General features: G+C 65.8%; 20 protein-coding genes and 1 pseudogene. 13 read left to right on the top strand and 8 right to left on the bottom strand.

Translation table 11 applies throughout. The features are described from left to right. Nucleotide 1 precedes the first annotated feature (1 nt). The 8 genes from AUL34_RS16965 (at nucleotide 2) to AUL34_RS16930 (ending at nucleotide 9,193) form a co-directional block, all read left to right on the top strand. Nucleotides 2-853, top strand: coding sequence for a phosphatidate cytidylyltransferase (locus AUL34_RS16965; protein WP_061936246.1), 852 nt, complete (start codon nucleotides 2-4; stop codon nucleotides 851-853). A 161-nt stretch (nucleotides 854-1,014) separates the two neighbouring features. Next, nucleotides 1,015-2,154: an RIP metalloprotease RseP gene (gene rseP, locus AUL34_RS16960; RefSeq protein WP_061936243.1), complete on the top strand. Its 1,140-nt coding sequence runs from the start codon at nucleotides 1,015-1,017 to the stop codon at nucleotides 2,152-2,154. Nucleotides 2,155-2,354: 200 nt separating this feature from the next. Beyond that, a complete protein-coding gene (gene bamA, locus AUL34_RS16955) occupies nucleotides 2,355-4,802 on the top strand; it encodes an outer membrane protein assembly factor BamA (RefSeq protein ID WP_061936240.1) in 2,448 nt (815 codons plus the stop codon). Nucleotides 4,803-4,824: 22 nt separating this feature from the next. Then, nucleotides 4,825-5,892, top strand: a complete 1,068-nt coding sequence (gene lpxD / locus AUL34_RS16950) for a UDP-3-O-(3-hydroxymyristoyl)glucosamine N-acyltransferase (protein WP_061936237.1) — start codon at nucleotides 4,825-4,827, stop codon at nucleotides 5,890-5,892. Next, complete coding sequence (fabZ, locus tag AUL34_RS16945) at nucleotides 5,870-6,334, top strand: 3-hydroxyacyl-ACP dehydratase FabZ (RefSeq protein WP_061936235.1); 465 nt, start codon at nucleotides 5,870-5,872, stop codon at nucleotides 6,332-6,334. Before lpxD ends, fabZ begins: the two co-directional genes overlap by 23 nt. After that, nucleotides 6,331-7,140 (top strand): acyl-ACP--UDP-N-acetylglucosamine O-acyltransferase, encoded by an 810-nt coding sequence (gene lpxA / locus AUL34_RS16940; RefSeq protein WP_061936232.1) that lies wholly within the window; start codon nucleotides 6,331-6,333, stop codon nucleotides 7,138-7,140. Before fabZ ends, lpxA begins: the two co-directional genes overlap by 4 nt. Next, nucleotides 7,137-8,021 carry an LpxI family protein gene (locus tag AUL34_RS16935; protein WP_061936229.1) on the top strand — a complete coding sequence of 295 codons (885 nt, stop codon included), beginning with the start codon at nucleotides 7,137-7,139 and terminating at the stop codon, nucleotides 8,019-8,021. Before lpxA ends, AUL34_RS16935 begins: the two co-directional genes overlap by 4 nt. Then, complete coding sequence (locus AUL34_RS16930; protein ID WP_061936226.1) at nucleotides 8,018-9,193, top strand: lipid-A-disaccharide synthase; 1,176 nt, start codon at nucleotides 8,018-8,020, stop codon at nucleotides 9,191-9,193. Before AUL34_RS16935 ends, AUL34_RS16930 begins: the two co-directional genes overlap by 4 nt. 21 nt (nucleotides 9,194-9,214) lie before the next feature. On the opposite strand, the gene gltA is transcribed toward AUL34_RS16930, so the two are convergent. Then, entirely contained in the window at nucleotides 9,215-10,504 is a 1,290-nt protein-coding gene (gltA, locus tag AUL34_RS16925) for a citrate synthase (RefSeq protein WP_061936223.1), read from the bottom strand. 139 nt (nucleotides 10,505-10,643) lie between these two features. Beyond that, complete coding sequence (gltX, locus tag AUL34_RS16920) at nucleotides 10,644-12,065, bottom strand: glutamate--tRNA ligase (protein ID WP_061936220.1); 1,422 nt, start codon at nucleotides 12,063-12,065, stop codon at nucleotides 10,644-10,646. Nucleotides 12,066-12,314: 249 nt separating this feature from the next. Here gltX and AUL34_RS16915 point away from each other — a divergent pair, with 249 nt between their 5' ends. After that, a complete protein-coding gene (locus tag AUL34_RS16915) occupies nucleotides 12,315-14,495 on the top strand; it encodes a ComEC/Rec2 family competence protein (protein WP_061936217.1) in 2,181 nt (726 codons plus the stop codon). 16 nt (nucleotides 14,496-14,511) lie between these two features. Here the strand turns inward: AUL34_RS16915 and lexA are convergent, their stop codons facing one another. From lexA to AUL34_RS16885, 6 genes are all read right to left on the bottom strand, one after another. After that, on the bottom strand, nucleotides 14,512-15,168 hold the full coding sequence (gene lexA / locus AUL34_RS16910; protein WP_370539058.1) for a transcriptional repressor LexA: 657 nt from the start codon (nucleotides 15,166-15,168) through the stop codon (nucleotides 14,512-14,514). A gap of 92 nt (nucleotides 15,169-15,260) precedes the next feature. After that, nucleotides 15,261-16,481 carry a gephyrin-like molybdotransferase Glp gene (gene glp, locus AUL34_RS16905; protein WP_061936211.1) on the bottom strand — a complete coding sequence of 407 codons (1,221 nt, stop codon included), beginning with the start codon at nucleotides 16,479-16,481 and terminating at the stop codon, nucleotides 15,261-15,263. After that, nucleotides 16,478-16,960: a cyclic pyranopterin monophosphate synthase MoaC gene (gene moaC / locus AUL34_RS16900; protein WP_061936208.1), complete on the bottom strand. Its 483-nt coding sequence runs from the start codon at nucleotides 16,958-16,960 to the stop codon at nucleotides 16,478-16,480. Before moaC ends, glp begins: the two co-directional genes overlap by 4 nt. Continuing rightward, entirely contained in the window at nucleotides 16,957-17,766 is an 810-nt protein-coding gene (gene trpC, locus AUL34_RS16895) for an indole-3-glycerol phosphate synthase TrpC (RefSeq protein ID WP_061936204.1), read from the bottom strand. The genes moaC and trpC overlap by 4 nt, the downstream gene beginning before the upstream one ends. Before the next feature lie 3 nt (nucleotides 17,767-17,769). Then, nucleotides 17,770-18,795, bottom strand: coding sequence for an anthranilate phosphoribosyltransferase (gene trpD, locus AUL34_RS16890; protein ID WP_061936201.1), 1,026 nt, complete (start codon nucleotides 18,793-18,795; stop codon nucleotides 17,770-17,772). Continuing rightward, complete coding sequence (locus tag AUL34_RS16885; RefSeq protein ID WP_061936198.1) at nucleotides 18,792-20,678, bottom strand: SurA N-terminal domain-containing protein; 1,887 nt, start codon at nucleotides 20,676-20,678, stop codon at nucleotides 18,792-18,794. Before AUL34_RS16885 ends, trpD begins: the two co-directional genes overlap by 4 nt. Before the next feature lie 171 nt (nucleotides 20,679-20,849). Here AUL34_RS16885 and tpiA point away from each other — a divergent pair, with 171 nt between their 5' ends. The 4 genes and pseudogenes from tpiA to kdsA all read left to right on the top strand — a co-directional run bounded on the left by tpiA (nucleotide 20,850) and on the right by kdsA (nucleotide 24,929). Beyond that, a complete protein-coding gene (gene tpiA / locus AUL34_RS16880) occupies nucleotides 20,850-21,605 on the top strand; it encodes a triose-phosphate isomerase (protein ID WP_061936195.1) in 756 nt (251 codons plus the stop codon). Between the two features lie 85 nt (nucleotides 21,606-21,690). Then, nucleotides 21,691-22,149, top strand: a pseudogene (secG, locus tag AUL34_RS16875) (preprotein translocase subunit SecG); the annotation flags it as partial. A 297-nt stretch (nucleotides 22,150-22,446) separates the two neighbouring features. Further along, nucleotides 22,447-24,075, top strand: a complete 1,629-nt coding sequence (locus AUL34_RS16870; RefSeq protein ID WP_061936192.1) for a CTP synthase — start codon at nucleotides 22,447-22,449, stop codon at nucleotides 24,073-24,075. A gap of 20 nt (nucleotides 24,076-24,095) precedes the next feature. Next, entirely contained in the window at nucleotides 24,096-24,929 is an 834-nt protein-coding gene (kdsA, locus tag AUL34_RS16865; protein WP_061936189.1) for a 3-deoxy-8-phosphooctulonate synthase, read from the top strand. The last annotated feature ends 63 nt before the right edge of the window (nucleotides 24,930-24,992 follow it).

The raw sequence follows: 24,992 nt of genomic DNA, 5'->3' as shown, positions 1-24,992 counted from the left end.
CATGGGGCTCGGCCTCGGACGTCTCGTCGCCAGCGCGACATGGACCGATCTCAAGTCGCGACTGATCTCGGCGGTGATTCTGGGCATCGCGATCCTTCTTCTGACTTTCGCGGGCGGCGTGGCCTTCCGCCTTCTCTGCTGCGCGACCTGCATCATCGTCTTCGACGAATGGATGCGGATGACGCGGGGTAAGCGGGCGGGCGACATCTACCTCTTTGCCCGGCGGGCTTTGTTCGTCAGCCTCATCGCTTTCTTCTTCGGCTTTCACGGCGCGGCCGTCGCGGTGATCCTGCTGTCGATCGCCTTCGTCGCGCTGGTCGATCAGGGAGAGCGCAAGGCGGACTGGGTGATGACCGGCCTCGGCTACGCCGCGCTCGCGGGTATCGCTCCGGGTCTCCTGCGCGAAGATGGGCCGGAAGGGTTGGCGGTGCTCGGCCTGATCATCTGCGTGGTCTGGGCAACGGACGTGTTCGCTTATTTCAGCGGTCGCATGATCGGCGGCCCGAAGCTTCTTCCCATGGTGTCGCCGAAGAAGACGATCGCGGGCGCGTTCGGGGGGCTTGCCGCCGGGGTCGGTTTCGGCAGCCTCTACGCCTACTGGCTCGTCGGCTCGGTAGGGCCTTTGGTGATCGTTCTCAGCATCATCCTTTCCGCAGTCGGCCAAGCGGGCGATCTCTACGAGTCCTGGGTCAAGCGGCGTTTCGGTGTGAAGGATTCCGGCCGTCTCATTCCGGGACACGGAGGGCTGATGGACCGGATCGACGCGCTGATTTTCGCGGCCGGGGCCGCCTGGGTGTTCGGTATGCTGGTCGAGGGAGCAGAACACCCCGCCAGAGCCATATTCCGACTGTAGGCTATCACGTCGGCCAGAACGGTTGCGTCGTCCGGTCAGGCGATCATTGCGAAGAGTTGCGTTCGGCACGGAGAGCGGATGTTCATCACGCCCGCGCAGGATGCTCGGACGTTCGGACAAGGCGCGACGGCGCGCCTTCCGACACAGCGTAGGTGGATGGAATGGGTCTCGAAGGCTGGTGGACGACGATCTGGGACACGGCGCTGATCCGCGTCGTGCCGTTCCTCTTCGTCCTGACCGTCATCGTGTTCTTCCACGAGCTCGGCCATTACCTCGTAGGGCGCTGGTCCGGTATCCGGATCCTGGCGTTCTCCGTCGGCTTCGGCCCGGAACTCGTCGGGTTCACCGATCGTCACGGCACCCGCTGGAAGCTTTCGGCTATTCCCCTTGGGGGATATGTGAAGTTCTTCGGCGACGAGAATGCCGCCAGCGTGCCCGATCAGGCGGCGATCGGACGCATGAGCACGGAAGAGCGCGACAGCGCTTTCCACACGGCTCATGTGGCACGCCGCGCGGCGACAGTGGCGGCCGGACCGATCGCCAACTTCATCCTCGCGATCGCCATCTTCGCCCTCACGGCGTATTCCACAGGTATCGTCGTGGGCGACCCGGTGGTGGCGGAGGTGCGCTCGGGCTCGCCCGCGCAGGCAGCGGGGCTTCAGCCGGGCGACCGGATCGTCAGCGCCGACGGCGAAGCGATCGAATACTTCGGCGATCTCCAGCGATACGTGTCGACCCGTGCCGGTGTGCCGATCCGGATCGGCATCGACCGGGCAGGGCAATCCGTCCAGCTCACCGTCACCCCGCAGGAGCAGGCCCAGACCGACGGTTTCGGCAACGAGTTCAAGACGGCCGTGATCGGCGTCGTGGCCAATACCGAACAGAGCGGGTTCCGGACACGCGAACTCGAACCCGTCGAGGCGCTGCGCTACGGGGTGTCCCAGACGTGGTTCGTGACCGAGCAGACGGTCTCGTTCATCGGCGGGATCTTCAAGGGGTCGCAGTCGAGCGACCAGATCGGCGGCCCGATTCGCATCGCGCAGGTCTCGAGCCAGGTCGCGACGTTGGGAATCGCGCCGCTCCTTAATCTTGCCGCGCTGCTGTCCGTCTCGATCGGCCTCCTCAACCTGCTGCCGATCCCCATGCTCGACGGCGGCCATCTCCTGTTCTACGCGGCCGAAGCGGTGCGGGGCAGGCCACTCAGCGAGCGCATTCAGGAGGTCGGTTTCAGGATAGGCCTCGCTCTTGTCCTGATGCTTATGGTATTCGCTTTCTGGAACGACCTATCCAGCCTCGGCTGAAGGGGTTCAGGGGACATTCGAAGGGTTTGCGGTTTGTTAACCATAACGGTAGCTGGCGTGGCGGCCGTGCAACGGTTTTGTGATTCCTAAACGGAATCCGTCCAGTTTGGTTGAACGGCTCCGCAAAGCCGATAGAAACGCACGGGCATGCCGAGTTTCGGACTCGTGCCGTCGGCGGAATGAGAAAAGGTAATAGCCCTATGCAGGCTGGATCGAAGCTTCTGAACGCCCTGTCGGCGGCCGCACTTTCGTCCACGGTTCTGGCAGCTTCGGTCATCACCCTAGAGCTTGGGACCATGCCCCAAGCTTTCGCCGCTGTGGTCACCCGGATCGAAGTGCGCGGAAACCAGCGCGTCGACGCCGAAACCGTCCGCAACGTGACGCAGATCCGCAGCGGCCAGAACGTCTCCGACGCCGATGTCGACGCTGCCGTGACCCGGCTGTTCGCGACCGGTCTCTTCTCCGACGTCCGCGCCCGTCAGGCCGGCGGCGCCCTGATCATCGAAGTCGACGAGAACCAGATCGTCGGCGAGGTGATCTTCCAGGGCAACAACAAGATTAAGAACGAGCAGCTTTCGGCCGCTGTTCAGACCGCCACGCGCGAGCCCTACAACGCGACCACGGCGCAGGCCGACGTGGACGCGATCCGCGCCGCCTATACGCGCATCGGTCGCTCCGACGCCGCCGTCTCGGTTCGCACCGTTCCGGCCGAAGGCAACCGCGTCAACGTCGTCTTCGACATCCAGGAAGGCGATCGAACCCGCGTCGAAAGCATCAACTTCGTCGGCAACAACGCCTTCGGCGACAGCCGTCTCAAGGAGGTCATCACTCTTCGCGAGTCTGGCCTGTTCAGCTTCCTGCAGCGCAACGACATCTACGACGAGGATCGTCTGCGCGCAGACGAGGAAGCGCTTCGCCGCTTCTACTTCAACCGTGGCTATGCGGACTTCCGCATCGTGTCGTCGGTCGCCGAGCTCGACGAGACCAAGAACCAGTACTTCATCACCATCACGGTCGATGAGGGTGAGCGCTACGTCTATGGCAACATCAACATCGATTCCACCGTTCCGGGCATCGATGGCGAGACGCTGCGTGGCGATCTGAAGACCAAGCCCGGCGACGTCTACAGCGCCGAGCAGGTCGAGGATTCTCTGCTTGATCTGACCAACGCGGTCGCGAACCGCGGCTACGCCTTCGCGCAGGTAACGCCGCGCGGCGACCGCGACTTCGCCAACAACACCATTTCCATCGATTACGTCATCGATCAGGGTCCGCGCGCCTATGTCGAGCGCATCGAGGTTCGTGGCAACACCAAGACCCGCGACTACGTCATCCGCCGCGAGTTCGACGTTTCGGAAGGCGATGCCTTCAATCAGGTGCTGGTGCAGCGCGCGAAGAAGCGGCTCGAGTCCCTTCGTTTCTTCAAGACGGTCAACGTCTCGACCGCGCCCGGCAGCCAGCCGGACCGCGTCGTCGTGATCGTGCAGGTCGACGAGCAGTCGACCGGTGAGTTCTCGGTCGGCGGCGGCTACACGACCGGCGGCGAGAATGCCGGTCCCGTGGCCGAGGTCAGCATCACCGAGCGCAACTTCCTCGGTCGCGGCCAGTTCGTGAAGGTGTCCGCCGGCTTCGGCGAGGACACCCGCAGCTACAACCTGTCATTCACCGAGCCCTACTTCCTGGGCCGCCGCCTCGCGGCGGGCTTCGACATCTACCGGACCGAGAATTCGTCCTCGACGGCCTACGACATCACCCGCACCGGCGGTTCGCTGCGCCTCGCCGCGCCGATCACCGAGGATCTGACGGCGCAGGTTGCCTATAACTACAAGGAAGAGACCTTCGGTGATAAAGACGGTCGTCTGACCAATCCGTTCACCGGGCAGTTCTACGGGTTCGATGCCACGGGCATGCCGATCGCGAGCACGTGCGCCAATCCGACCGCGAGCGGCTTCGCGCCCGGCCTTGCGGCTCCGCTCTATACGCAGTCGCCGATCATCAATCAGGCGATCTGCGACAGCCCGTACACGACGTCGTCGGTGTCCTACGCGCTGACCTACAACACGCTGGACAATCAGCAGGACCCCCGCGACGGCGTGTTCGGGCAGGTCGGCCAGGAAGTCGCGGGTCTCGGCGGCGATGCGCAGTTCCTGCGCACCACGGCGCGCGGATCGTGGTTCAGCCTGTTGTCGGAAGAGTACGACGTCATCGGCCAGGTCAGCGGCGGCGGTGGCAACGTCACCTCTCTCGGCGATGACCTGCGGGTGTTCGATAACTTCTTCAAGGGCCAGGACATCGTCCGCGGCTTCAAGTACCAGGGTCTGGGTCCCCGTCAGAACGGTGTCGCGATCGGCGGTACGAATTACGTGAATGCCACGGCCGAGGCGACATTCCCGCTGCCGCTGGTCTCGCGCGACTTCGGCTTCCGTGGCGCTGCGTTCGCCGATGCCGGTTCGCTCTGGGGTGTCGACAACGTCGGCGACCAGTTGGGCATCCAGGGCGACGACTTCGCGCTTCGGGCTTCGGCCGGCGTCGGCCTGATCTGGGCTTCGCCCTTCGGTCCGCTGCGTGTGAACTACGCTGTGCCGCTGGCGAAGGAAGATTACGACCGCACGCAGGAGTTCTCGTTCGGCTTCTCGTCGCGGTTCTGATCCGGCACGAGACGCGGCTCTGATGGCCAGCACGTTCTTTCGGCTCGGCAAGGGAATGTCCCTTGCCGAGCTTTCTTCCATTTGCGACGCCACCGTCGCTCCCGAGTATGCCGACCGGGTCGTGACCGGAATCGCCTCGCTGGACGAGGCGGGCGCGGATGATCTCAGCTTCTACGACAATCCGCGTTACGGGGCCGCCTTGCGGACTTCGCGAGCCGGCGCGGTCGTCGTGTCGGCGCGCTTTGCGTCGTCCATCCCTCCAGGCATTGCCGGGCTTGTCGCGCGAAAGCCGGGTCTGGCCTTCGCCGCTGCCGGGCGCACGCTCTTTCCCGATGCGATGGCGCCGCGATCAGACTTCGAGGACGGGACCGTATCGCGACACGCGATCGTCGATCCCTCGGCGCAACTCGAACCGGGTGTGACGGTGGAGCCGTTCGCCGTGATCGGTCCGGACGTCGAGATCGGCTCGGGCACGGTGATCGGTAGCGGTGCGACGATCGCCCGTGGTTGCAAGATCGGGCGGGAGTGCCGCATCGGCCCGCAGGTCAGCGTGCAGCACGCCCTGATCGGCAATCAGGTCATATTGCATCCCGGGGTGCGGGTCGGTCAGGACGGATTCGGCTATGTCGCCGGCCCGCAAGGGCTGGTGAAGCAGGTGCAGGTCGGGCGCGTGATTCTTCAGGATCATGTCGAGGTCGGTGCGAACTCCACGATCGACCGAGGCGCGGTGCGCGACACGGTGGTCGGCGAGGGAACGAAGATCGACAATCTCGTTCAGATCGCCCACAACGTCGTGATCGGCCGTCATTGCGTGATCGTCGGTCAGGTCGGCATCGCCGGCAGCGTCACGATCGGCAACGGCGTGTCGGTGGGCGGGCAGACGGGCTTCAACGGCCATGTGACGGTTGGCGACGGGGCGCAGATCGCGGCCGTCAGCGTCGTGGCGACGGACGTTCCGGCGGGCGCGCGCTGGGGCGGCGTGCCGGCCCGGCCGGTCAAGGACTGGTTGCGCGACATGATGGCGCTTCGGGTTCAGTCGAATAGAAAGCAAAAGACGGCGGGTGGAGATGACGGAAACAACGACGCTTGAGAGCATCGACATCCTTGGCATCCTGAAGCTCCTGCCGCATCGCTATCCATTCCTGATGGTGGACCGGATCGTCGACATCGACGGCGATCGGAAGGCGCGGGGCCTCAAGAACGTCACGGCCAACGAGCCGCACTTCCTCGGTCATTTCCCGGAATATCCGGTCATGCCCGGCGTGCTCATCATCGAGGGCATGGCGCAGACAGCCGGAGCGATCTGTCAGAAGGCGACTGGCGGCGACGCCAATTCCATCGTGTATTTCATGACGATCGACGGTGCGAAGTTCCGCAAGCCGGTCGTGCCGGGCGACCTTCTCGAATACCACGTCACGCAGACCAAGAAGCGCGGCAACATCTGGAAGTTCGACTGCCAGGCGATCGTGGACGGGGCGAAGGTCGCGGAAGCCGCCATCAGTGCGATGCTGGTTCCCGGCGAAGCCAAGTGAGCGCACGTTATCAGCTTCACCCGTCTTCCATCGTGGAGGACGGAGCCCGGATCGGGGACGGCTGCGATATCGGTCCCTTCTGCGTCATCGGGCCTGATGTCGTCCTGGGTGCCGGATCCCGGCTGAAGTCGCATGTCGTCCTGGCCGGCAACACGGTGATCGGCGAGGGTGCACGCATCCACCCGTTCGCCTCGATCGGCAACGAGCCGCAACATCTGAAATACATGGGCGAGGATACCCGCCTCGTGATCGGCAGAAACTGCCTGATCCGCGAGCATGTCACCATGAACCCGGGGACGGTGCAGGGGCGTTCCGAGACCACGGTCGGCGACAACTGCGCGTTCTTCACCGGCGCTCATGTCGCCCACGACTGTGTGCTTGGCGACAACGTGACACTGATCAACAACGTGATGCTGGCGGGACATTGCGTGATCGGCGAGTTCGCGACGATCGCAGGCGGCTCGGGCATCCACCAGTTCACCCGGATCGGTCACCACGCCTATATCGGTGGCCTTGCGGCCGTCGAGGGCGATGTCATCCCGTTCGGTATGGTGCTCGGCAACCGCGCCTACCTCAGTGGCCTCAACGTCATCGGCATGAAGCGGGCCGGGTTCAACCGCGACGCGATCCGCAACGTGCGCAAGGCGTATCGCATGCTGTTCTCGGACGACCTGACCTTCCGCGAAAATCTGGATGAGGTCGAGTCGGAATATCCGGAAGACCCATTGGTGCAGGATCTTCTCGGCTTCATCCGGGCTGGAGGCGACCGCGCAATCTGCTTCCCCCGCAGTGTCAGGCCGACTTGAGCCATACGAGCGAACAATACGCTCGCGGCGGCGAACCGCTCGGTATCGTCGCCGCCGGCGGCATCCTTCCGAAGCTGGTGGCCGAAGCGGCGGCGGCGCAGGGCTACGCGCCCGTCGTGGTTGCGATCGCGGACGGAATACGGGCGGACTGGTCGGATTACCCGTCCACCGCCCTGCCTTGGTCGCGCACGGGGGACGTTTTCTCCGTATTTGCGTCGCAGGGCGTCCGGCGGATCGTGTTCTGCGGAACGATATCGGTACGACCGGACTATCGCTCGATGATTCCGAGCGTACGAACCCTCATGATGCTCCCCGAGCTGTTTCGTATGGTTCGCGGTGGGGACGACAGCTTGCTGCGGGCCGTCGCCGGCGCATTCGAGCGACGCGGGTTCGAAGTGGTCGCCGTGCACTCGATTTTGCGTGACGTGCTGACGCCGGGTGGCGCCCTGACGAAGCGGACGCCCGGCGAGCGCGAGACGCTGGCGTTACAACGTGCAGCCCATGCCGCTTCCGAAATCGGGCGTCTCGATATCGGCCAAGCCGTTGTCGCTTCCCCGGATCGCGTCATCGCGCTGGAAGGCATCGAAGGGACGCGCGCGATGCTGGAGCGGGTCGGGGAGTTGAGGGCTGCCGGCCGGATCGGCCGCCGCGAGCCCTGCGTCCTCTTCAAGGCGTTCAAGCCGCAGCAGGACGAACGATTCGATCTGCCGAGCATCGGCCAGGAGACGATCCAGCAAGCCAGCGCGGCCGGTCTGCGCGGAATAGGGCTCAGCGCCGGTCGGTCTCTGATTCTCGAAGCAGGTCGCGTCGTCGAGGCCGCCGACGCTGCGGAACTGTTCGTGATCGGCACGTCGGACGATGGGGGCCCGGTCGCGACATGAAGGTAGCGTTCGTTCTTGGCGAGGAGTCGGCGGACCGGATCGGCGCGGACCTGCTTCGCCATCTGAGAGCGATGGCGCCTGAGCCGATCCAGGTGATCGGTCTTGGTGGCGCGGCGATGAAGAGGGAAGGGTTGACCTCGCTCTTCGACATCGAAGAGCTTTCGATCATCGGCATCGGAGCGATCCTAGCCCGGTTTCCTAAGCTCCTCCGCCGCCTGAGTCAGACGGTGCATTCGCTCGTCGAGGATCGGCCGGACGTTGTGATCACGGTCGACAGCTTCACCTTCACCAACCGTGTCGCTGTCAAACTGAAGGCGGCTCTTCCCGGCACGTTGTTTGTCAATGTGGTGCCTCCGGCCATCTGGGCCTATCGACCCGAACGGGCGCGCAAGCTCGCGGCGGCGGTCGACCATACGTTCTGCCTGTTTCCCTTCGAGCCCGAAATCCTGCAGCGTCATGGCGGCCCGCCTGCCAGCTACGTGGGCCATCCCATCATGGCCGAGCCGCACCTCGCCCGCATCCTGGTCCGCGACCGCGAGGTCGGGCCACGGGCTCCGTCGCAACCGCCGACACTGCTAATCCTTCCCGGGTCCCGCCGCGGCGAAATCGAACGTCTGATGGACGACTTCGGCCGAACCTTCGCCGAACTTTCCACCCGACTGCCGGGCCTGCGGGGTATCCTGCCCGCGGTGGCGCGTGTGCGGCCGCTGATCGACGACAAGATCGCGACCTGGACGATCAAACCGGAGGTCGTCGAGGGCGAGGATGGGAAGTGGCGCGCCTTTGCCGGAGCAGATGCGGCATTGGCCGCTTCGGGGACGGTTGCCCTCGAGCTTGCCCTCGCCGCCGTGCCTATGGCGCTGGCCTATAGGCTCGATCCGGTGTCCTATCGCCTGCGCCATCTGATGACGGGTTGGACGGCTGCGCTTCCGAACTTCATCGCCGGACATCCGTTGGTGCCCGAGCATTTCCACGAGACCATCCAGCCCGAGCATCTGGCGCGCCGCCTGGAACGCCTGCTGACCGATACGCCGGAGCGCGCGGCGCAGATGCGGGGGTTCGAGTTAATCCGCGAGAGGATGACCGTACCTGAGCCGCCGGGGGCCGCTGCGGCGCGCATCCTTCTCGACCTTTACGAGCAAAAGAAAACGGGCGCCGAAGCGCCCGTTTGAAATCGGCGAGCGACGGGCGGCTTAGCCGCGCGCTTCCACCGCCGTGTAGTCGCGCTGCGGTGCGCCGGTGTAGAGCTGGCGCGGGCGCCCGATGCGCTGATGCGGGTCCTCGATCATTTCCTTCCACTGGGCGATCCAGCCAACCGTACGTGCCACTGCGAAGAGCACGGTGAACATCTCGGTGGGGAAGCCGAGCGCCTTCAAGGTGATGCCGGAGTAGAAGTCGACGTTCGGGTAGAGCTTCTTTTCGATGAAGTACGGATCGTGCAGCGCGATCTGCTCGAGCTCCATCGCCACTTCCAGCAACGGATCGTCCTTGAGGCCGAGTTCGTTCAGCACCTCGTGGCAGGTCTGCTGCATGATCTTCGCGCGCGGGTCGTAGTTCTTGTAGACCCGGTGCCCGAAGCCCATGAGACGGAACGGATCGTTCTTGTCCTTGGCGCGGGCGATGAACTCGGGGATGCGATCCTTGGTGCCGATCTCGGAGAGCATGTTGAGCGCGGCCTCGTTCGCGCCGCCATGCGCCGGACCCCAGAGGCAGGCGATACCCGCCGCGATGCAGGCGAAGGGGTTGGCGCCCGACGAGCCCGCAAGTCGCACCGTCGAGGTGGACGCGTTCTGCTCGTGGTCGGCGTGGAGGGTGAAGATCCGGTCCATCGCACGAGCGAGGACGGGGTTGATCTGGTAGGGCTCGCAGGGAACCGCGAAGCACATATGCAGGAAGTTTTCCGCGTAGGACAGGTCGTTGCGCGGGTAAACGAATGGCTGGCCGATATGGTACTTGTAGGCCATTGCGGCCAACGTCGGCGTCTTTGCGACCATGCGGATCGAGGCCACCATCCGCTGGTGCGGATCGGCGATGTCGGTGGAGTCGTGATAAAAGGCAGACAGGGCGCCGACGGAACCCACCATCACGGCCATCGGATGCGCGTCACGGCGGAAGCCTGTGTAGAAGCGTGACATCTGCTCGTGGACCATCGTGTGACGCGTCACGCGATAGGTGAAGTCGCTCATCTCCGCGGCGGTCGGCAGTTCGCCGTAAAGCAGGAGGTAGCATGTCTCGAGAAAGTTGCCGCGTTCGGCCAGCTGATCGATCGGGTAGCCGCGGTGGAGCAGAACGCCCTCGTCACCGTCGATGAAGGTGATCTTCGACTCGCAGGATGCGGTGGAGGTGAAGCCGGGATCGTAGGTGAAGAGCCCGGTATCCTTGTAGAGCGCCGCAATGTCGACGACATCAGGCCCGATCGTCCCATGGCGCAGTTTCAGTTCCGTTTCTTTTGCGCCTAAGGACAGTTTCGCCGAATCGGTCATGCGTTACCCCTTCTGAAAACCGCGCAGACAAAGCCTGGCGGGAGCATGTCAGCTGAGAACGTGCCATGACACGTCCCCAGTCGACGTAGTCCGCAATTATTGCACCGCACTCTATTAAGCGCCAGTGCAGTGCAACGGTTCATGCGACCTGATCATGCAGTCTGGCCAAAGTTTCATCACGCCCGAGCACGTCGAGAACGTCGAATACGCCGGGGGAAGTCGTCTTCCCGGTGAGGGCCGCGCGTAAAGGCTGGGCAGCTTTTCCAAGCTTCACGCCTTCACGTTCCGCATAGTCACGCACCACCGATTCGACACTCGCCGCGTTCCAGTCGGCGACCTTTTCGAGGTCGGGTAGAAGTCCGGCGACGATCGCCCGGCCGCCACCCGCCAGGATCTCTTCCGCCTTCGGTTCGAGGTCCAGGGGACGTGCTGCAAACAGGTAGGCCGAACTTTCCGTCAACTCGACCAGCGTCTTGGCGCGTTCCTTCAACCCTGGCATGGCGCGCGACAGGCGGTCGCGTACGACATCGTCTGGCACGGACCGGAGGATGGCGCCGTTCGGCAAGTGATCGCGCACCGACATCAGGGTGTCGACCAGTTCCTCGTTCGCGCTGGCGCGGATCCAGTGACCGTTGACGGCATCGAGCTTTGCGAAGTCGAAGCGTGCCGCGCCGCGGTTGATGTCGTCGATGTCGAACCAGGCGATCATGTCATCGGGCGAGATGATCTCGTCGTCGCCGTGGCTCCAGCCGAGGCGCACAAGGTAGTTCTTGAGGCCGACGGGGAGATATCCCATCTCGCGGTAGGCCTCTACCCCAAGCGCCCCGTGGCGCTTCGACAGTTTGGCGCCGTCCGCACCGTGGATCAGGGGGATGTGTGCGAAGATCGGCACGTCCCAGCCCATCGCCGTATAGATCAATGTCTGGCGCCCGGCATTGGTCAGGTGATCGTCGCCGCGAATGATGTGGGTGACGCCCATGTCGTGATCGTCGACCACCACGGCATGCATGTAGGTCGGTGTGCCGTCGGAGCGGAGGAGAATGAAGTCGTCGAGGTCCTTGTTGGGGAAGCGGACGTCGCCCTGGACGCGATCCCGCACCATCGTCTCGCCGTCGAGCGGCGCCTTGATGCGGATCACGGGCTTGACCCCGGCGGGTGCCTCCGACGGGTCGCGGTCGCGCCAGCGGCCGTCATAGCGGGGCGGACGTTTCTCCGCCTTGGCCTTCTCGCGCATCTCGTCGAGTTCGGCGGGTGTCGCGTAGCAGTAGTAGGCCTTTCCGGCCGCGACGAGTTCTTCTGCGACCTCGCGGTGACGGGCCACGCGCGCGAACTGCGAAACCGGCGGCTCGTCGGCGTCGAGCCCCAACCAGTGCAGACCTTCGATGATTGCCGTGACGGCGGCTTCCGTCGAGCGCTCGCGATCGGTGTCTTCGATCCGCAGCAGCATCTTGCCGCCCATCTTGCGCGCATAGAGCCAGTTGAAGAGCGCCGTGCGCGCGCCGCCGATGTGGAGATAGCCCGTGGGCGACGGTGCAAACCGGGTAACGACGCGATCGGTCATCGGAGATCCTCGAAGGTGGATCGCCCCCATCCACAGCCGGTCCCAGGAAGTCCGGAAAAGCCTGTGCGAATGCGTCGAGACGATGCCTGTCTTTTTCGGTCCGTGGTGTAGCATAGAGGGCAGGGGAGACAAGCGAAGCGAACCATCGTGACGGCAGGGGATCAAAGCTTCGCAGCGCGGCGGCTCGGCACGAAGGGGAAGGTATCCTCCTCGCTGCCTGCTGAATGGTATCGGCGATCACGAGCCTGGTTGGACTTGCAGCTCGCACGGGAAGACCGTTCGCGCACCGGTTTCGCACTTATCCCGATCGGCATGATGATCGCCGCGGTCTGCTTCTTTCGAGGCATCGTCCGACCCGATGCCTTCGTCACGGCGCTACTGGCCGCAGCCGCGCTCCTGCTTCTCGCGCCCCGATCTCTGCCGCGTACCCTGCGCACCGTCGGAACGGTGCTCCTTGGCCTTGCCGCGGGGTTTGCCGCTTGCGCCGTCGAAACAGCGCGGACCGACACGACCGTCTTCTCGGGTGAGGCGACCGTGCGGATCAAGGGGACCGTCATCGTGCGCGAACGGGACGAGCGGGGTCGCTACCGCTATCTCATCGACATCGTTTCGACGGAGCGCCCGGTCCTGTCGCGGCCGCCCGAGCGGGCACGGATCGTCGTCTCCAGCCGGCACGACCCGTTGCCGATCGGCTCGACATACGAGGGGCTGGTGCGTTTGCGTCCGCCTGCGGGTCCCGCCTATCCCGGCGCGTACGACTTCGCCTTCGGCGCGTTCTTCGGTGGTCTGGGAGCCTATGGCTTCTCGTTGGGTGCACCAGCGCCACCGGGACCGATCCGCGAGCCGACGTTCGCGGATCGCATCGCCACCCTTCGTCTCGCGATGGGAAATCGGATACGCGAGGTGCTTCCCGGGGCAACAGGCGCGGTGGCGGCCGCGCTGGTGACGGGCGAGCGAGCCGGCATCCCCGAAGAGATCAACGACGATTTGCGGGTCACCGGGCTGGCCCACGTCCTGTCGATCAGTGGCTTCCACATGGCGCTCGTCGCCGGGTTCTTCATGCTGGCGACGCGGCTGTGCCTTGCCACCAGCGCATCGCTGGCATTGCGATGGCCCATCAAGAAGCTCGCCGCGGTGGTCGCTCTGGCGGGCACCGGCTTCTACTTTCTCCTGGCGGGCGACAACGCAGCGACGGAGCGATCCTTCGTGATGATCGCCGTAATGCTCGGCGCGATCCTGCTCGACCAGCCCGCCTTGACCTTGCGAAACGTCTGCCTGGCCGCGATCGTCGTCGTGGCATTTTCCCCGCACGTCGTCATGACGGCGACATTCCAGATGTCCTTTGCGGCGACGGCCGCCCTTGTGGGCGCCTATGGTGCCTATGCCCGGTGGCGTGCGGCGAGGGGCCCGAAGAAAGGCGGCTGGCTCGACCCGCGCGCGATCGGCATCCTCGTCTTCGGCATGGCGCTCTCGTCCCTGATCGCGGGGACAGCAACCGCGCCCTTCGCCATCCATCACTTCCAGCGCGGAGCGCCGTTCTCGCTCATCGCCAACGTCATCGCGACACCGATCTTCAGCTTCTGGATCATGCCTCTCGGCATGCTGGCGGTGCTCGCGATGCCGTTCGGCTTGGAAACTTGGCCGCTCAAGGGGATGGGTTGGGGGCTCGACCAAGTGTTCAGCTTGGCGGCATGGCTGGCCGATGCGTTTCCGGACTACCCGACGGGCCAGATGAGCGGGACATCGGTGCTCTGTTTCTCGGCGGCGATCCTCATCCTGTCCTTCTCCGCCAGCGCCTTTCGGTGGTTCGCCTTGGCACCGGCGATCGCCGGTCTTCTGCTGCTGCGACCCGGCTCGCCGCCCGAACTCCTCATCTTCGAAAGCGGCCGTGAAGTCGCCGCGATCGATGCGGCAGGGACGCTGCGTTCGCTGCGCCCTCGACCTCCAGCCTTCGTATGGGATCAATGGCAGCGGGCTTACCCGGCAGATCCTGCAACGGCGGTGCGTAGCGGGACCGGCGCAGCGGCTGCGATGCCGGTAGCCGACGGCGCGGGCCCGCTCGCTTCCGATGCGACGCCGGAGCGTTTCCGGTGCGAGAGCAATGTCTGTTACGCGCGAACCCACTCGGGCATCCAGATCGGATGGAGCGACGACTACGAAACGCTCGACGAGCTTTGCCGCACGAGCGACATCGCGATCATGGCGCGTGCCGTGCGTGCCCGAACCTGCACCAACGGGACACCGCTCGTAACCCTGCGAACCCTACGACAAACCGGGTCGCTGGCACTTTCTCGGGCTGCGGACGGCGCGATCGTTCTGAACGCTTCCATCCCTGCCGAACCGCAGGAATGGAACCGTCACCGGCTCGCCGCATGGCCGGAATACTGGCACCGCCAAGACCAGAAGGTTGAAACCACGTCGCCGAACTAGGCGAGCCCCGGAACGCCTAGTGGTAGCGCCGGATCAGCCCGACAAGCTTCCCCTGAACCTTGACGCGGTCCGCGCCGAGCAAACGCGTTTCATAGGCTGGATTGGCGGCTTCCAGGGCCACCATTCCGCCCTTGCGTCGAAAGCGCTTCAGCGTCGCTTCCTCATCGTCCACCAGCGCCACGACGATCTCGCCGGCGCTCGCCGATTCGGCTCGCTGGATCACCACCGTGTCGCCGTCGAGAATGCCCGCCTCGATCATCGAGTCGCCCTTGACCTCCAAAGCGTAGTGCTCGCCCGGGCCGAGCATCTCGGGCGGGACGACGATGTCATGCGTGTTCTGCTGGATCGCGGAGATTGGGACGCCTGCCGCGATCCGGCCCATCACCGGTACGGAGGATATATCGCGTTCCACAGCGCGCGGCGTCTTGAACAACGGCTCGACATTGGACGGGAGCGGCAGGGGAGCCGCGTTCGCCGGTTTTCCAGCCGACTCCGGCAGCTTCACCACTTCGAGGGCACGCGCGCGGTTGGGAAGCCGGCGGATGAAGCCGCGCTCTTCGAGCGCCGTGATTAGGCGGTGGATGCCGGACTTGGAACGCAGGTCCAGCGCATCCTTCATCTCGTCGAACGACGGCGGCACGCCGACCGATTGCAACCGCTCGTGAATGAACATCAGGAGGTCGTGCTGCTTGCGGGTCAGCATGGGGAGAATCCTTGAAACAAAACCTGAACAAACGTAGCTGTTCCGCTTGTGTTCTGCAAGGATCATCCTTTCGTCAGAAGCACATACTCGCATTCTTCGCCCGTTGACCCGGGCGGGGCGTGTGCGGGGCGGATCAGAAGTACGTCGGCATCCGCAAAGACGGTCAGAAGCGAAGAGTCCTGGCGATCGATCGGTATGATGACTGCAGGCGCGCCCTCGGGACCGGCACGGAGGCGGGCGCGCAGGAAGTCGGTGCGCCTATCGTTCGCCTTGACGTCTGTTCCGAGCATGCCCTTGCGCCGCCATCTGCCGGCAGGCGCGCCGGACAGTCGTTCGACGAGTGGCCGCAGGAAGAGTTCGCTCGTCGCCAAGCTGGAAGCCGGGTTGCCCGGCAGTCCCAGGATCCGCATGGGACCGAGCGTTCCCGCCATCAGCGGCTTGCCCGGTCGCATGGCCACCTTCCAGAAGTCGAGTCTGGCGCCCTCCGATTGCAGGGTGGGGCCGACCAGATCGTGATCGCCCACCGATGCGCCCCCGATCGTCACCAGCACGTCGGCGTTCTCCGTCTGCGCCCTTTGGAACGCAGCGGCCAGATCGGCCCGGCGGTCCGGGATGATCCCGAGATCGATGACGTGTCCGCCAATGGCGCGCACGATCATGGCTATGGCGAGGCTGTTGGACGCGACGGTCTGGGACGGACCCGGCATCGTTCCTGGAGCTACGAGCTCATCGCCGGTAGCCGCGATCGCGACCCGGACACGCCTTCGAACCGTCAGGGAACCGTGGCCGGCGCTGGCCACAAGTGCACAGGCGGCAGGGCCGAGGCGCGTGCCCGCTTGAAGCAGCCTGTCGCCCTCGGCGAAGTCGTTTCCGGCTCGGCGGATATTCGAACCGGGCGCCGCGGCAGCCATGATGCGAACGCGACCCTCCGCCGATCGCTCGGTATCCTCCTGGATCACCACGGCGTCGGCGCCGGCGGGCAAGGGGGCCCCTGTGAAGATACGCACGGCGCTTTCCGGCGGAACGACACCGTCGAACGCATGCCCCGCAGCCGACTCGCCGACGATCGCGAGCTCGCAGGGAACGACCGCGATGTCCGCCGCGCGAAGGGCGTATCCGTCCATGGCGGAAGCGTCGAAGGCGGGCTGGGTACGACGGGCGACGAGATCCTCGGCCAGGATGCGCCCGAACGCATCGGAAAGCGCGACGGTTTCCGTATCGGCCACCGGGTCGGCGTCGCGGAGGAGCCGATCGAGCGCGTCCTCGAATGGGACGAGCGTCATTTCGCCGACCAGTCGCCCGAGCGGCCGCCGGATTTCGTGACGAGACGGATGCCGCTGATCGACATGCCGCGATCAACCGCCTTGGCCATGTCGTAGATCGTCAGGCATGCGACGGACACTGCCGTGAGGGCCTCCATCTCGATGCCCGTCTTCCCCGAAACACGCGCCGTCGCCGTCACCCGGATGCCGGGAAGAGCAGGCTCGATCTCCAGATCGACGGCGACCTTTTCGAGAAGCAACGGGTGGCAAAGCGGGATCAGCTCGTGCGTCCGCTTGGCTGCCATGATCCCGGCGATACGAGCGATCGAGATCACATCGCCCTTCTTCGCGGCACCGCTGCGGATCATCTCCAGCGTTTCCGGCGCCATCAGCACGAGACCTTCGGCAGAGGCCTGGCGCACGGTGACAAGCTTCTCACCGACATCGACCATGGCCGCGTTGCCGGCATCGTCGAGATGGGTAAGGCGTTCGCCGCTCATGCGATCGCCGCCGTTCCGCCGGTCAGAAGCATGCGCGTCGCGGTTTCCACGTCGGCCTGCCGCATGAGGCTCTCCCCGATCAGAAAGGTCGAGATGCCTGAACGGGCGAGGCGCAGGCAATCGGCGTGACTGCCGATCCCGCTTTCCCCGACGAGGATGCGATTCGGCCCGGCCATGGTGGCGAGGCGCTCGCTTACGGCGAGGTCGACTGCGAAGGTGCGCAGATTGCGGTTGTTGACGCCGACGAGAGGCGAGTGGAGCTTCAGCGCCCGCTCCATTTCGGCTTCATCGTGGACTTCGATCAGGGCAGCCATTCCGAGATCATGCGCGGCTGCCTCGAGATCGGCGGCCAGGGCGTCATCCACCGATGCCATGATGACGAGGATAGCGTCCGCTCCCCAGGCGCGGGCTTCCAGCACCTGGTAGGTGTCGAACAGGAAGTCCTTGCGCAAAGCGGGGAGGTTGGTCGCCGCGCGAGCCTGGGACAGGAACTCAGGGGCGCCCTGGAAGGACGGCGTGTCCGTGAGGACGCTGAGGCATGCAGCACCACCGCGCTCGTAGGCCCGCGCCAGCGAAGCGGGCTCGAAATCGGCGCGGATCAGCCCCTTGGACGGACTGGCCTTCTTCACCTCCGCGATCAGCGCGAAGCCGCCCTCATCATGCTTGCGGGCGAGGGCGCTGATGAAATCCCGGGGCGCGCCGGCATCGGCGATGCGCTCCCGCAGCGATGAAGCGGAAACCGTCGCCTTGGCCTGTGCGATCTCCTCCCGCTTGTAGGCTTCGATCTTCGACAGGATGTCGGACATGTCTCAAGCCCCTTCGGTTTGCGCCGTCGCCGCGACGAGGCGGTCGAGCGCCGCACGGGCGCGCCCATCTCGCAGCGCCTCGGTCGCCTGGGCGATCCCCTCGGCAAGATCGACTGTCCGTCCCGCCACGACAAGGGCGGCACCCGCGTTGAGAAGCACGATGTCGCGATAAGCACTCGGCTCGTCTGCGAGGACCGATCTCAGCGCCCTCGCGTTCTCCGACGCATCGCCGCCGACGATCTCCTCCAGACGACGGCACGGGAAGCCGTAGGCCTGGGGCTCGACGAGGAAGTCGCGAATGGCGCCGTCCCGTATCTCGGATACGACCGTCGGCCCGCAGTTCGTGATTTCGTCCAGCCCGTCGCCGTGGACGATCCACGCCGCCTCCGTGCCGAGTGCCAGTAGCGCCTCTGCGATCGGCCGGACCCATTCGGCGGCGTAGACGCCGACGAGGAGGCGACGAACGCCTGCGGGATTGGCCAGCGGACCCAGCATGTTGAAGATCGTGCGCGTTCCCAGTTCGACGCGCGACGGACCGACGAACCGCATCGCCGCGTGATGTGTGGGCGCGAACATGAAGCCGATCCCGCACCGGGCGATGACGTCTGAGATCTGGTCTGGCCTCAGGTCGACGTCGACGCCGAGAGCCGCCAGGACGTCGGCCGAGCCAGAGCGCGAGGACAGGGCGCGGTTGCCATGCTTGGCGACCGGCACGCCGCAGCCCGCGACCACGAAGGCGGAGCAGGTGGATACGTTGTAGGTGCCGGCATGGTCGCCGCCCGTGCCGACGATATCGACGGCGTCGTCGGGCGCCCGCACGCGTGCCATGTTGGCACGCATGACGTCGACGGCCCCCGCAATCTCGTCCACCGCCTCGCCGCGCACGCGCAGCGCCATGAGGAAGCCGCCGATCTGAGACGGCGTCGCCTCGCCGGACATGAGGATCCCGAACGCCTCGCGAGCCTCGTCGCGGCTCAGCGGCCGCCCCGCCGCGACCTTGCCGATCAGCGGCTTGAGGCCTGCGCTCATCGAACCGCGACCTTGGCCTGGTTCATCGCAGCGTTGTTGAGCGACACCGGGATCGAGCCCTGGAGATAGGCGACATAGCTCTGGAAGAGGTCTTCGCGCATGGTCTCGTCGAGGTTCTGGCGCGCCGCGGCAGGCACGTTGGACGCCGGGTCGGCCGCATCGGCGACCTCGGCCACCTGGAGCACCACCGCCTGTCCCGATTCGAGTGCCGGCGCTTCGGAAACCGTGCCCTGCGGTCCGGAAAAGGCCGCGCGCGTGGCGGCTTCGCCGATTTCGGATCGCCCGCTTTCGCGAGTGATCGAGACTGCGGTCTCCACCGTCAGCCCTTCCTTCACAGCCATTTCGGCGAGAGGCTCGCCGCCGCGCACGCGCTCGGCCAGAGCCTCCGCACGCTCGGTCATCAGGCGTTCCGCCTCGTCCACTTTCCAATCGGCCACCACGCGGTCGCGCACCTCGGCAAGCGGGCGGTCGCGGGCCGGGATCACGTCGCCAAGCTCGAAGAACACATAGTTGCTGCCGCCGTAGTTGACCGGCTGCGGCGCGGTGCCCGGCTGGGCAGCGAAGACCGTGGCAAGTAGCTGAGCCTTGGCCGGAAGGTCGGCGATGGCAGTCTCGTCCTGCCGGTTGCCGGATGCGTCCACCGGCTCGACGTTCTGCAGCGTGAAGCCTGCCTGCTGAGCGGCTTCGGCGAGCGGCGCGCCGCTCAGCATCGCGTCGGAGATCGCGTTGTAGGCCTGCGTCACCTTGGTGTTCGCGGCGTCGAGGGCGACGGAATCGCGCGCCTCGGCGCGCACGTCGTCCAGCGAGCGCACGACCTCCGGCACGACCTGTTCGACCAGCATGATGACGGGACCGAATGGCCCGTCGACGACGGCGCTCGGAACGTTCGGTGCCGCCGAGAACGCGGCATCGGCGAGCGTCGCGTTGGGGATGGCCGAACGCGCGATGAGCCCGAGATCGGCAACCTGCCGCCCTTCGGCTGCCGCCGCGTCGGCAAAGCTCGTACCGGATGCGAGCGCCTGCGCCGCGCGGTCGGCGGAAGCGCGATCGGCGAAGACGATCTGGCGAACCTGCCGCCGCTCCGGCGTCGTGTACCGGGCGCGGTTGGCTTCGTAGTAGGTTGCGACCGCCTCGTCCGTGACCGCAGAAGGGTCGGACAGCGCTGCCGGCGAGAGCGATAGATAGGAGAAGGAACGGTATTCCGGAGCGCGATACCCGTCCTGCCCCTGCGTATAGAAATCGTCCAGGGCCTCGTCCGTCGGCTCCTCGACGCTATCGACGGCCGGGGGCTGGAGGCGCACGAAGTTCACCGTCCGCCGCTCGCCGTTGTAGGCGCCAAGCGCATCGATGAACGCGGCCGGCACGGAAGCGCCCTCCGAAAGCGGCGCGATCAGCTGGTTTCGCGTGGCGCTGCCGCGCAGGTCTTCGAGATACGACTGTTCGGTGATCTGCGCGTTGGCGAGCACCGCCCGCATCGTGTTGCGCGAGAAGTTGCCAGACTGGTCCTTGAAGGCGGGTTCGTTCTGGATAAGCTGGATCAGACCGTCGTCCGACAACCCGACGCCGAGCCGCCGCGCCTGCTCGTCGAGAAGCGCGCCTGCGGTCAGCTGCGACAGGATCGCCTGGTCGAGGCCGAACGCCTCGGCCTCCTCGGCGCTCGGACGGCGCTGGAGCTGCTGCGAAAGGCGGCTCAAGCCCTGGCGGTATGCGAGCTGGAACTCAGGCACAGTGACCCGCGTGTCACCCGCGCTCAGGACCGTCGAGCCCCCGTCGCTGCCGCGCAGCACGTCGGCGACGCCCCAGCCGACGAAGCTGACGGCCAGCGCGCCCAGAAAGATCCTGGCCACCCAGCTCGACGCGCCGCGCCGCATCTGATTCAGCATCACCCGTCTCCCGGTTCCGTTCTTTGCGTGAGGGCAATAGGCATTTTGCCCAGCGAAGGAAAGCGCCGCACCGATCGTGGCCCGCTTGATTTCGCCTCGCTCGTGCCGGTAGCACCGTCAGCTGGGAGATCGGCCGCGCGCAACGTCGAGCCGAATCGAAGGAGATCGACCATGAGCCGCAAACCGCTGATCGCCGGGAACTGGAAGATGAACGGCTCGCGTGGGGCGTTGTCAGAACTCGCGGCGATGGCGGACGAGCTGCGGGCGACGCAGTCCGGCGGCATCGAGGTGCTGATCTGTCCTCCCTCGGTTTTGATCTCGCAGGCGGCTGCCGTTGGAGAGGGCGTGATCGCGATCGGTGGACAGGACGCCCACACCAAAGCGAGCGGTGCGCATACGGGCGACGTGTCGGCGGAGATGCTGCGGGATGCCGGTGCGAGCCACGTGATCCTCGGTCATTCCGAGCGGCGGACCGACCACGGCGAGGCGAGCGAACTCGTGGCTGCAAAGGTCGAAGCAGCATGGGCGGCCGGCCTTGTGGCGGTGATCTGCATCGGCGAGACCGAATCGGAAAAGAACGCGGGACGCACGCTGGACGTTCTCGGCGATCAGATCCGGCGTTCGCTTCCGGCCGGAACCACCGCGACCAACACGGTCGTCGCCTATGAGCCGGTGTGGGCGATCGGCACCGGTCGAACGCCGACGGTAAAAGAGGTCGGCGAGACCCATGCCTTCATCCGCCGGGAACTTGCCGAGCGTTTCGGAGCCGACGTCGCGGCTTCCATGCGCGTTCTCTACGGGGGCTCGGTAAAGCCCTCCAATGCGGCCGAGCTTCTCGCGCTGGACGACGTCGACGGCGCGCTGGTCGGAGGCGCAAGCCTCAAGGCCGCGGATTTCCTGCCGATTTGCCGCGCCGCGCAACGCTAGGTCGCAATGGGATCGAAAGCGGTTGGAATAGTCGAAAGCCTCCTATAGAAGACGCGCAACTTGCCAAGGATTGCGCCTCGAGGCCATGCAGACCGTTCTGATCGTCATCCATCTCCTGATCGTGCTGGCCCTCGTGGTCGTCGTGCTCCTCCAGCGCTCCGAAGGCGGTGCGCTCGGTATGGGCGGCGGCGGCGGTGGGCTGATGACGGCGCGTGGCGCCGCCAACGTGCTGACCCGCACCACGGCGATCCTCGCGACCGGCTTCTTCATCACGTCGCTCGCCCTGGCGCTGACGGCGCGATACGGTTCGGACGGTCTCGACATTCTCGATCGCGTGCCCTCGCAGACTGGCGGGGCCGCAGGCGGGGCAGCCGGTGGCGCTGCGGGTGGTTCGCTCCTCGATCAGCTCGGCGGCCTGCCGGACGATCAGCAGTCGCAGGGGAACGCCCCGGTGGACGTGCCGTCGGGCGCGACGCCCTCCGCTCCGGCGGGATCGGCGACGACGCCTGACACGGCGGCTCCCGCCGCTACGCCAGCTGCGCCGGTGACGCAGGACGGCGTTCCGACTGGCGCTTCCGCCACGCCTCAGGTTCCCGCCAATCCGGCGCCGGAGGCTCCGCAGTCGACGGCCGTTCCCACGGTCCCTCCTGTCGAGACGCCGCCGGCCGGTGCCACGACGTCGGATCAGGCCGCGCCTGCCGGGACCGCGGCTCCTGCTCAGCCGGCCCAGTGATCGGCTAGCCGAGACGGCATCACCCCGAGGGGCGCTGCGGCGCCCCTTTTTCATTTCGACCACAAGGGGACTGGTCGAATCCTGCTTGAGCGAGTATCGGGAAGGCCCATGGCGCGATACATTTTCATCACCGGCGGCGTGGTTTCATCTTTGGGCAAGGGGATCGCATCGGCGGCCCTCGGCGCGCTGCTCCAGGCGCGCGGCTACCGCGTCCGCCTCCGCAAGCTCGATCCCTATCTGAACGTCGATCCGGGCACGATGAGCCCGACCCAGCACGGCGAGGTCTTCGTGACCGACGACGGTGCCGAGACGGATCTCGACCTCGGACACTACGAGCGTTTCACCGGCCGCTCCGCGAACCGGATGGACAACATCACCACCGGTCGGATCTATCAGGAGATCATCGCTAAGGAGCGCCGCGGCGACTACCTCGGCGCGACGGTCCAGGTGATCCCGCACGTGACCGACGCCATCAAGAGTTTCGTCCTCGAAGGCAACGAGGACTATGATTTCGTCCTCTGCGAGATCGGCGGCACGGTCGGCGACATCGAGGCGATGCCCTTCATGGAGGCCATCCGCCAGCTCGGCAACGACCTGCCGCGCAACGGCGCCGTCTACGTCCACCTGACGCTGATGCCCTACATTCCGACGGCGGGCGAGCTGAAGACCAAGCCGACGCAGCATTCGGTCAAGGAGTTGCGCTCGATCGGCATCCAGCCCGACATCCTTCTCGTGCGCGCCGACCGGCCGATCCCGAAGGAGGAGCGTCGCAAGATGAGTCTCTTCTGCAACGTGCGGGAAAGCGCGGTCATCCAGGCGCTGGACGTTGCTACGATCTACGACGTGCCGATCGCCTATCACAACGAGGGCCTAGACACGGAAGTGCTGGCCGCCTTCGGCATCGACCCGGCACCCAAGCCGAAGCTCGAGCGCTGGCTCCAGGTGGTCGAGAACGTCGCGCGCCCGGAGGGCGAGGTGACGATCGCCGTCGTCGGCAAGTACACCGGCCTCAAGGACGCCTACAAGTCGCTGATCGAGGCGCTCCAGCATGGTGGCATCGCCAACCGGGTGAAGGTCAATCTCGACTGGATCGAGGCGGAGGTCTTCGAGAAGGAAGACCCGACGCCCTATCTCGAAAAGGTCGGCGGCATTCTCGTGCCCGGCGGCTTCGGCGAGCGCGGCTCGGAGGGCAAGATCAGCGCGGCGCGCTTCGCGCGCGAGCGGGACGTGCCTTACTTCGGTATCTGTTTCGGCATGCAGATGGCGGTCATCGAGGCGGCGCGTTCGCTCGCCGGGGTCGTGGACGCCGGCTCCACCGAGTTCGGCCCGACCAAGGAGCCGGTGGTCGGCATCATGACCGAATGGATGCGCGGAAACGAGTTGGAGATGCGCGCCTCGGAAGGCGATCTCGGCGGCACGATGCGCCTCGGCTCGTACGAGGCGCACCTTTCCGGCGGCTCGCGCATCGCCGACATCTACGGCTCGACGACCATCAACGAGCGCCATCGCCATCGCTACGAGGTCAACCGGACGTATCGCGAACGCTTGGAACAGGCCGGCATGATCTTCGCTGGCATGTCGCCGGACGGACTGCTGCCTGAGACGGTCGAACTGCCCGATCATCCCTGGTTCATCGGCGTGCAGTATCACCCCGAGCTGAAGTCCCGGCCTTTCGAGCCGCATCCGCTCTTCGCCTCCTTTATCGCTGCGGCGATGGAACGCTCGCGACTGCTCTGACCCTCACAGAAAGGCTATCCATGCCCGCTCCGAACTCCAACATCCGACTTCGGGGCGCCGAGTTCTCGCAGGGCACGGCGTTCTCCCTCATCGCCGGCCCCTGCCAGATGGAAAGCCGCGATCATGCGATGATGATCGCCGAGCGGATGAAGCGGATCACGGGCGATCTTGGGATCGGCTACGTCTTCAAGGCCAGCTTCGACAAGGCGAACCGCACCAGCGGCGACGGCCGTCGCGGCATCGGTCTCGACGGGGCGCTGCCGGTCTTCGATGAGGTCCAGGCGCAGTTCGACCTTGCGGTCCTCACGGACGTCCACACGGCCGAACAGTGCGAGCCGGTGGGCGAGGTTTGCGACGTCCTGCAGATCCCGGCCTTCCTGTCGCGCCAGACCGACCTTCTCGTGGCCGCCGCCCGCACGGGGCGCGTCGTCAACATCAAGAAGGGTCAGTTCCTCGCGCCCTGGGACATGCGCCATGCCATCGACAAGGTGACGGCGAGCGGCAACGCCAACGTCCTCCTGACCGAGCGTGGCGCTTCCTTCGGCTACAACACGCTGGTCAGCGACTTTCGCGCCCTGCCGATCATGGCTGAGACGGGGGCGCCGGTGATCTTCGACGCCACGCATTCCGTGCAGCAGCCGGGCGGGCAGGGGGGCTCGTCGGGCGGCGAGCGGCGCTTCGTGGCGACGCTGTCGCGCGCGGCCGTCGCGGTCGGTGTGGCCGGCCTCTTCATCGAGACGCACGACGACCCGGACAACGCCCCTTCCGACGGCCCCAACATGGTCGCTCTCGACGACATGCCCGAACTCCTGAAGCGCCTGCGCGATCTCGACGCGGTCGCCAAGGGCCTCTGAACACAGGCCTCCCGGCCAGTCCCGGAGCGGGGCCGGTCGCTTAAACCCCGGCACCAGCCAACA

Source organism: Aureimonas sp. AU22 (assembly GCF_001463745.1).
Taxonomy (GTDB): Bacteria; Pseudomonadota; Alphaproteobacteria; order Rhizobiales; family Rhizobiaceae; genus Aureimonas.
Note: the sequence above shows the minus strand (reverse complement) of the source record. Positions and strands in the feature narration are given on the sequence as shown.

Bases quoted from the DNA above. Each gene is read 5' to 3' on its own strand.
- AUL34_RS16965 (WP_061936246.1), top strand. From the start codon at position 2: ATGGGGCTCGGCCTCGGACGTCTCGTCGCCAGCGCGACATGGACCGAT.
- rseP (WP_061936243.1), top strand. From the start codon at position 1,015: ATGGGTCTCGAAGGCTGGTGGACGACGATCTGGGACACGGCGCTGATC.
- bamA (WP_061936240.1), top strand. From the start codon at position 2,355: ATGCAGGCTGGATCGAAGCTTCTGAACGCCCTGTCGGCGGCCGCACTT.
- lpxD (WP_061936237.1), top strand. From the start codon at position 4,825: ATGGCCAGCACGTTCTTTCGGCTCGGCAAGGGAATGTCCCTTGCCGAG.
- fabZ (WP_061936235.1), top strand. From the start codon at position 5,870: ATGACGGAAACAACGACGCTTGAGAGCATCGACATCCTTGGCATCCTG.
- AUL34_RS16930 (WP_061936226.1), top strand. From the start codon at position 8,018: ATGAAGGTAGCGTTCGTTCTTGGCGAGGAGTCGGCGGACCGGATCGGC.
- gltA (WP_061936223.1), bottom strand. From the start codon at position 10,504: ATGACCGATTCGGCGAAACTGTCCTTAGGCGCAAAAGAAACGGAACTG.
- gltX (WP_061936220.1), bottom strand. From the start codon at position 12,065: ATGACCGATCGCGTCGTTACCCGGTTTGCACCGTCGCCCACGGGCTAT.
- lexA (WP_370539058.1), bottom strand. From the start codon at position 15,168: ATGTTCATTCACGAGCGGTTGCAATCGGTCGGCGTGCCGCCGTCGTTC.
- glp (WP_061936211.1), bottom strand. From the start codon at position 16,481: ATGACGCTCGTCCCATTCGAGGACGCGCTCGATCGGCTCCTCCGCGAC.
- moaC (WP_061936208.1), bottom strand. From the start codon at position 16,960: ATGAGCGGCGAACGCCTTACCCATCTCGACGATGCCGGCAACGCGGCC.
- trpC (WP_061936204.1), bottom strand. From the start codon at position 17,766: ATGTCCGACATCCTGTCGAAGATCGAAGCCTACAAGCGGGAGGAGATC.
- trpD (WP_061936201.1), bottom strand. From the start codon at position 18,795: ATGAGCGCAGGCCTCAAGCCGCTGATCGGCAAGGTCGCGGCGGGGCGG.
- AUL34_RS16885 (WP_061936198.1), bottom strand. From the start codon at position 20,678: ATGCTGAATCAGATGCGGCGCGGCGCGTCGAGCTGGGTGGCCAGGATC.
- tpiA (WP_061936195.1), top strand. From the start codon at position 20,850: ATGAGCCGCAAACCGCTGATCGCCGGGAACTGGAAGATGAACGGCTCG.
- AUL34_RS16870 (WP_061936192.1), top strand. From the start codon at position 22,447: ATGGCGCGATACATTTTCATCACCGGCGGCGTGGTTTCATCTTTGGGC.
- kdsA (WP_061936189.1), top strand. From the start codon at position 24,096: ATGCCCGCTCCGAACTCCAACATCCGACTTCGGGGCGCCGAGTTCTCG.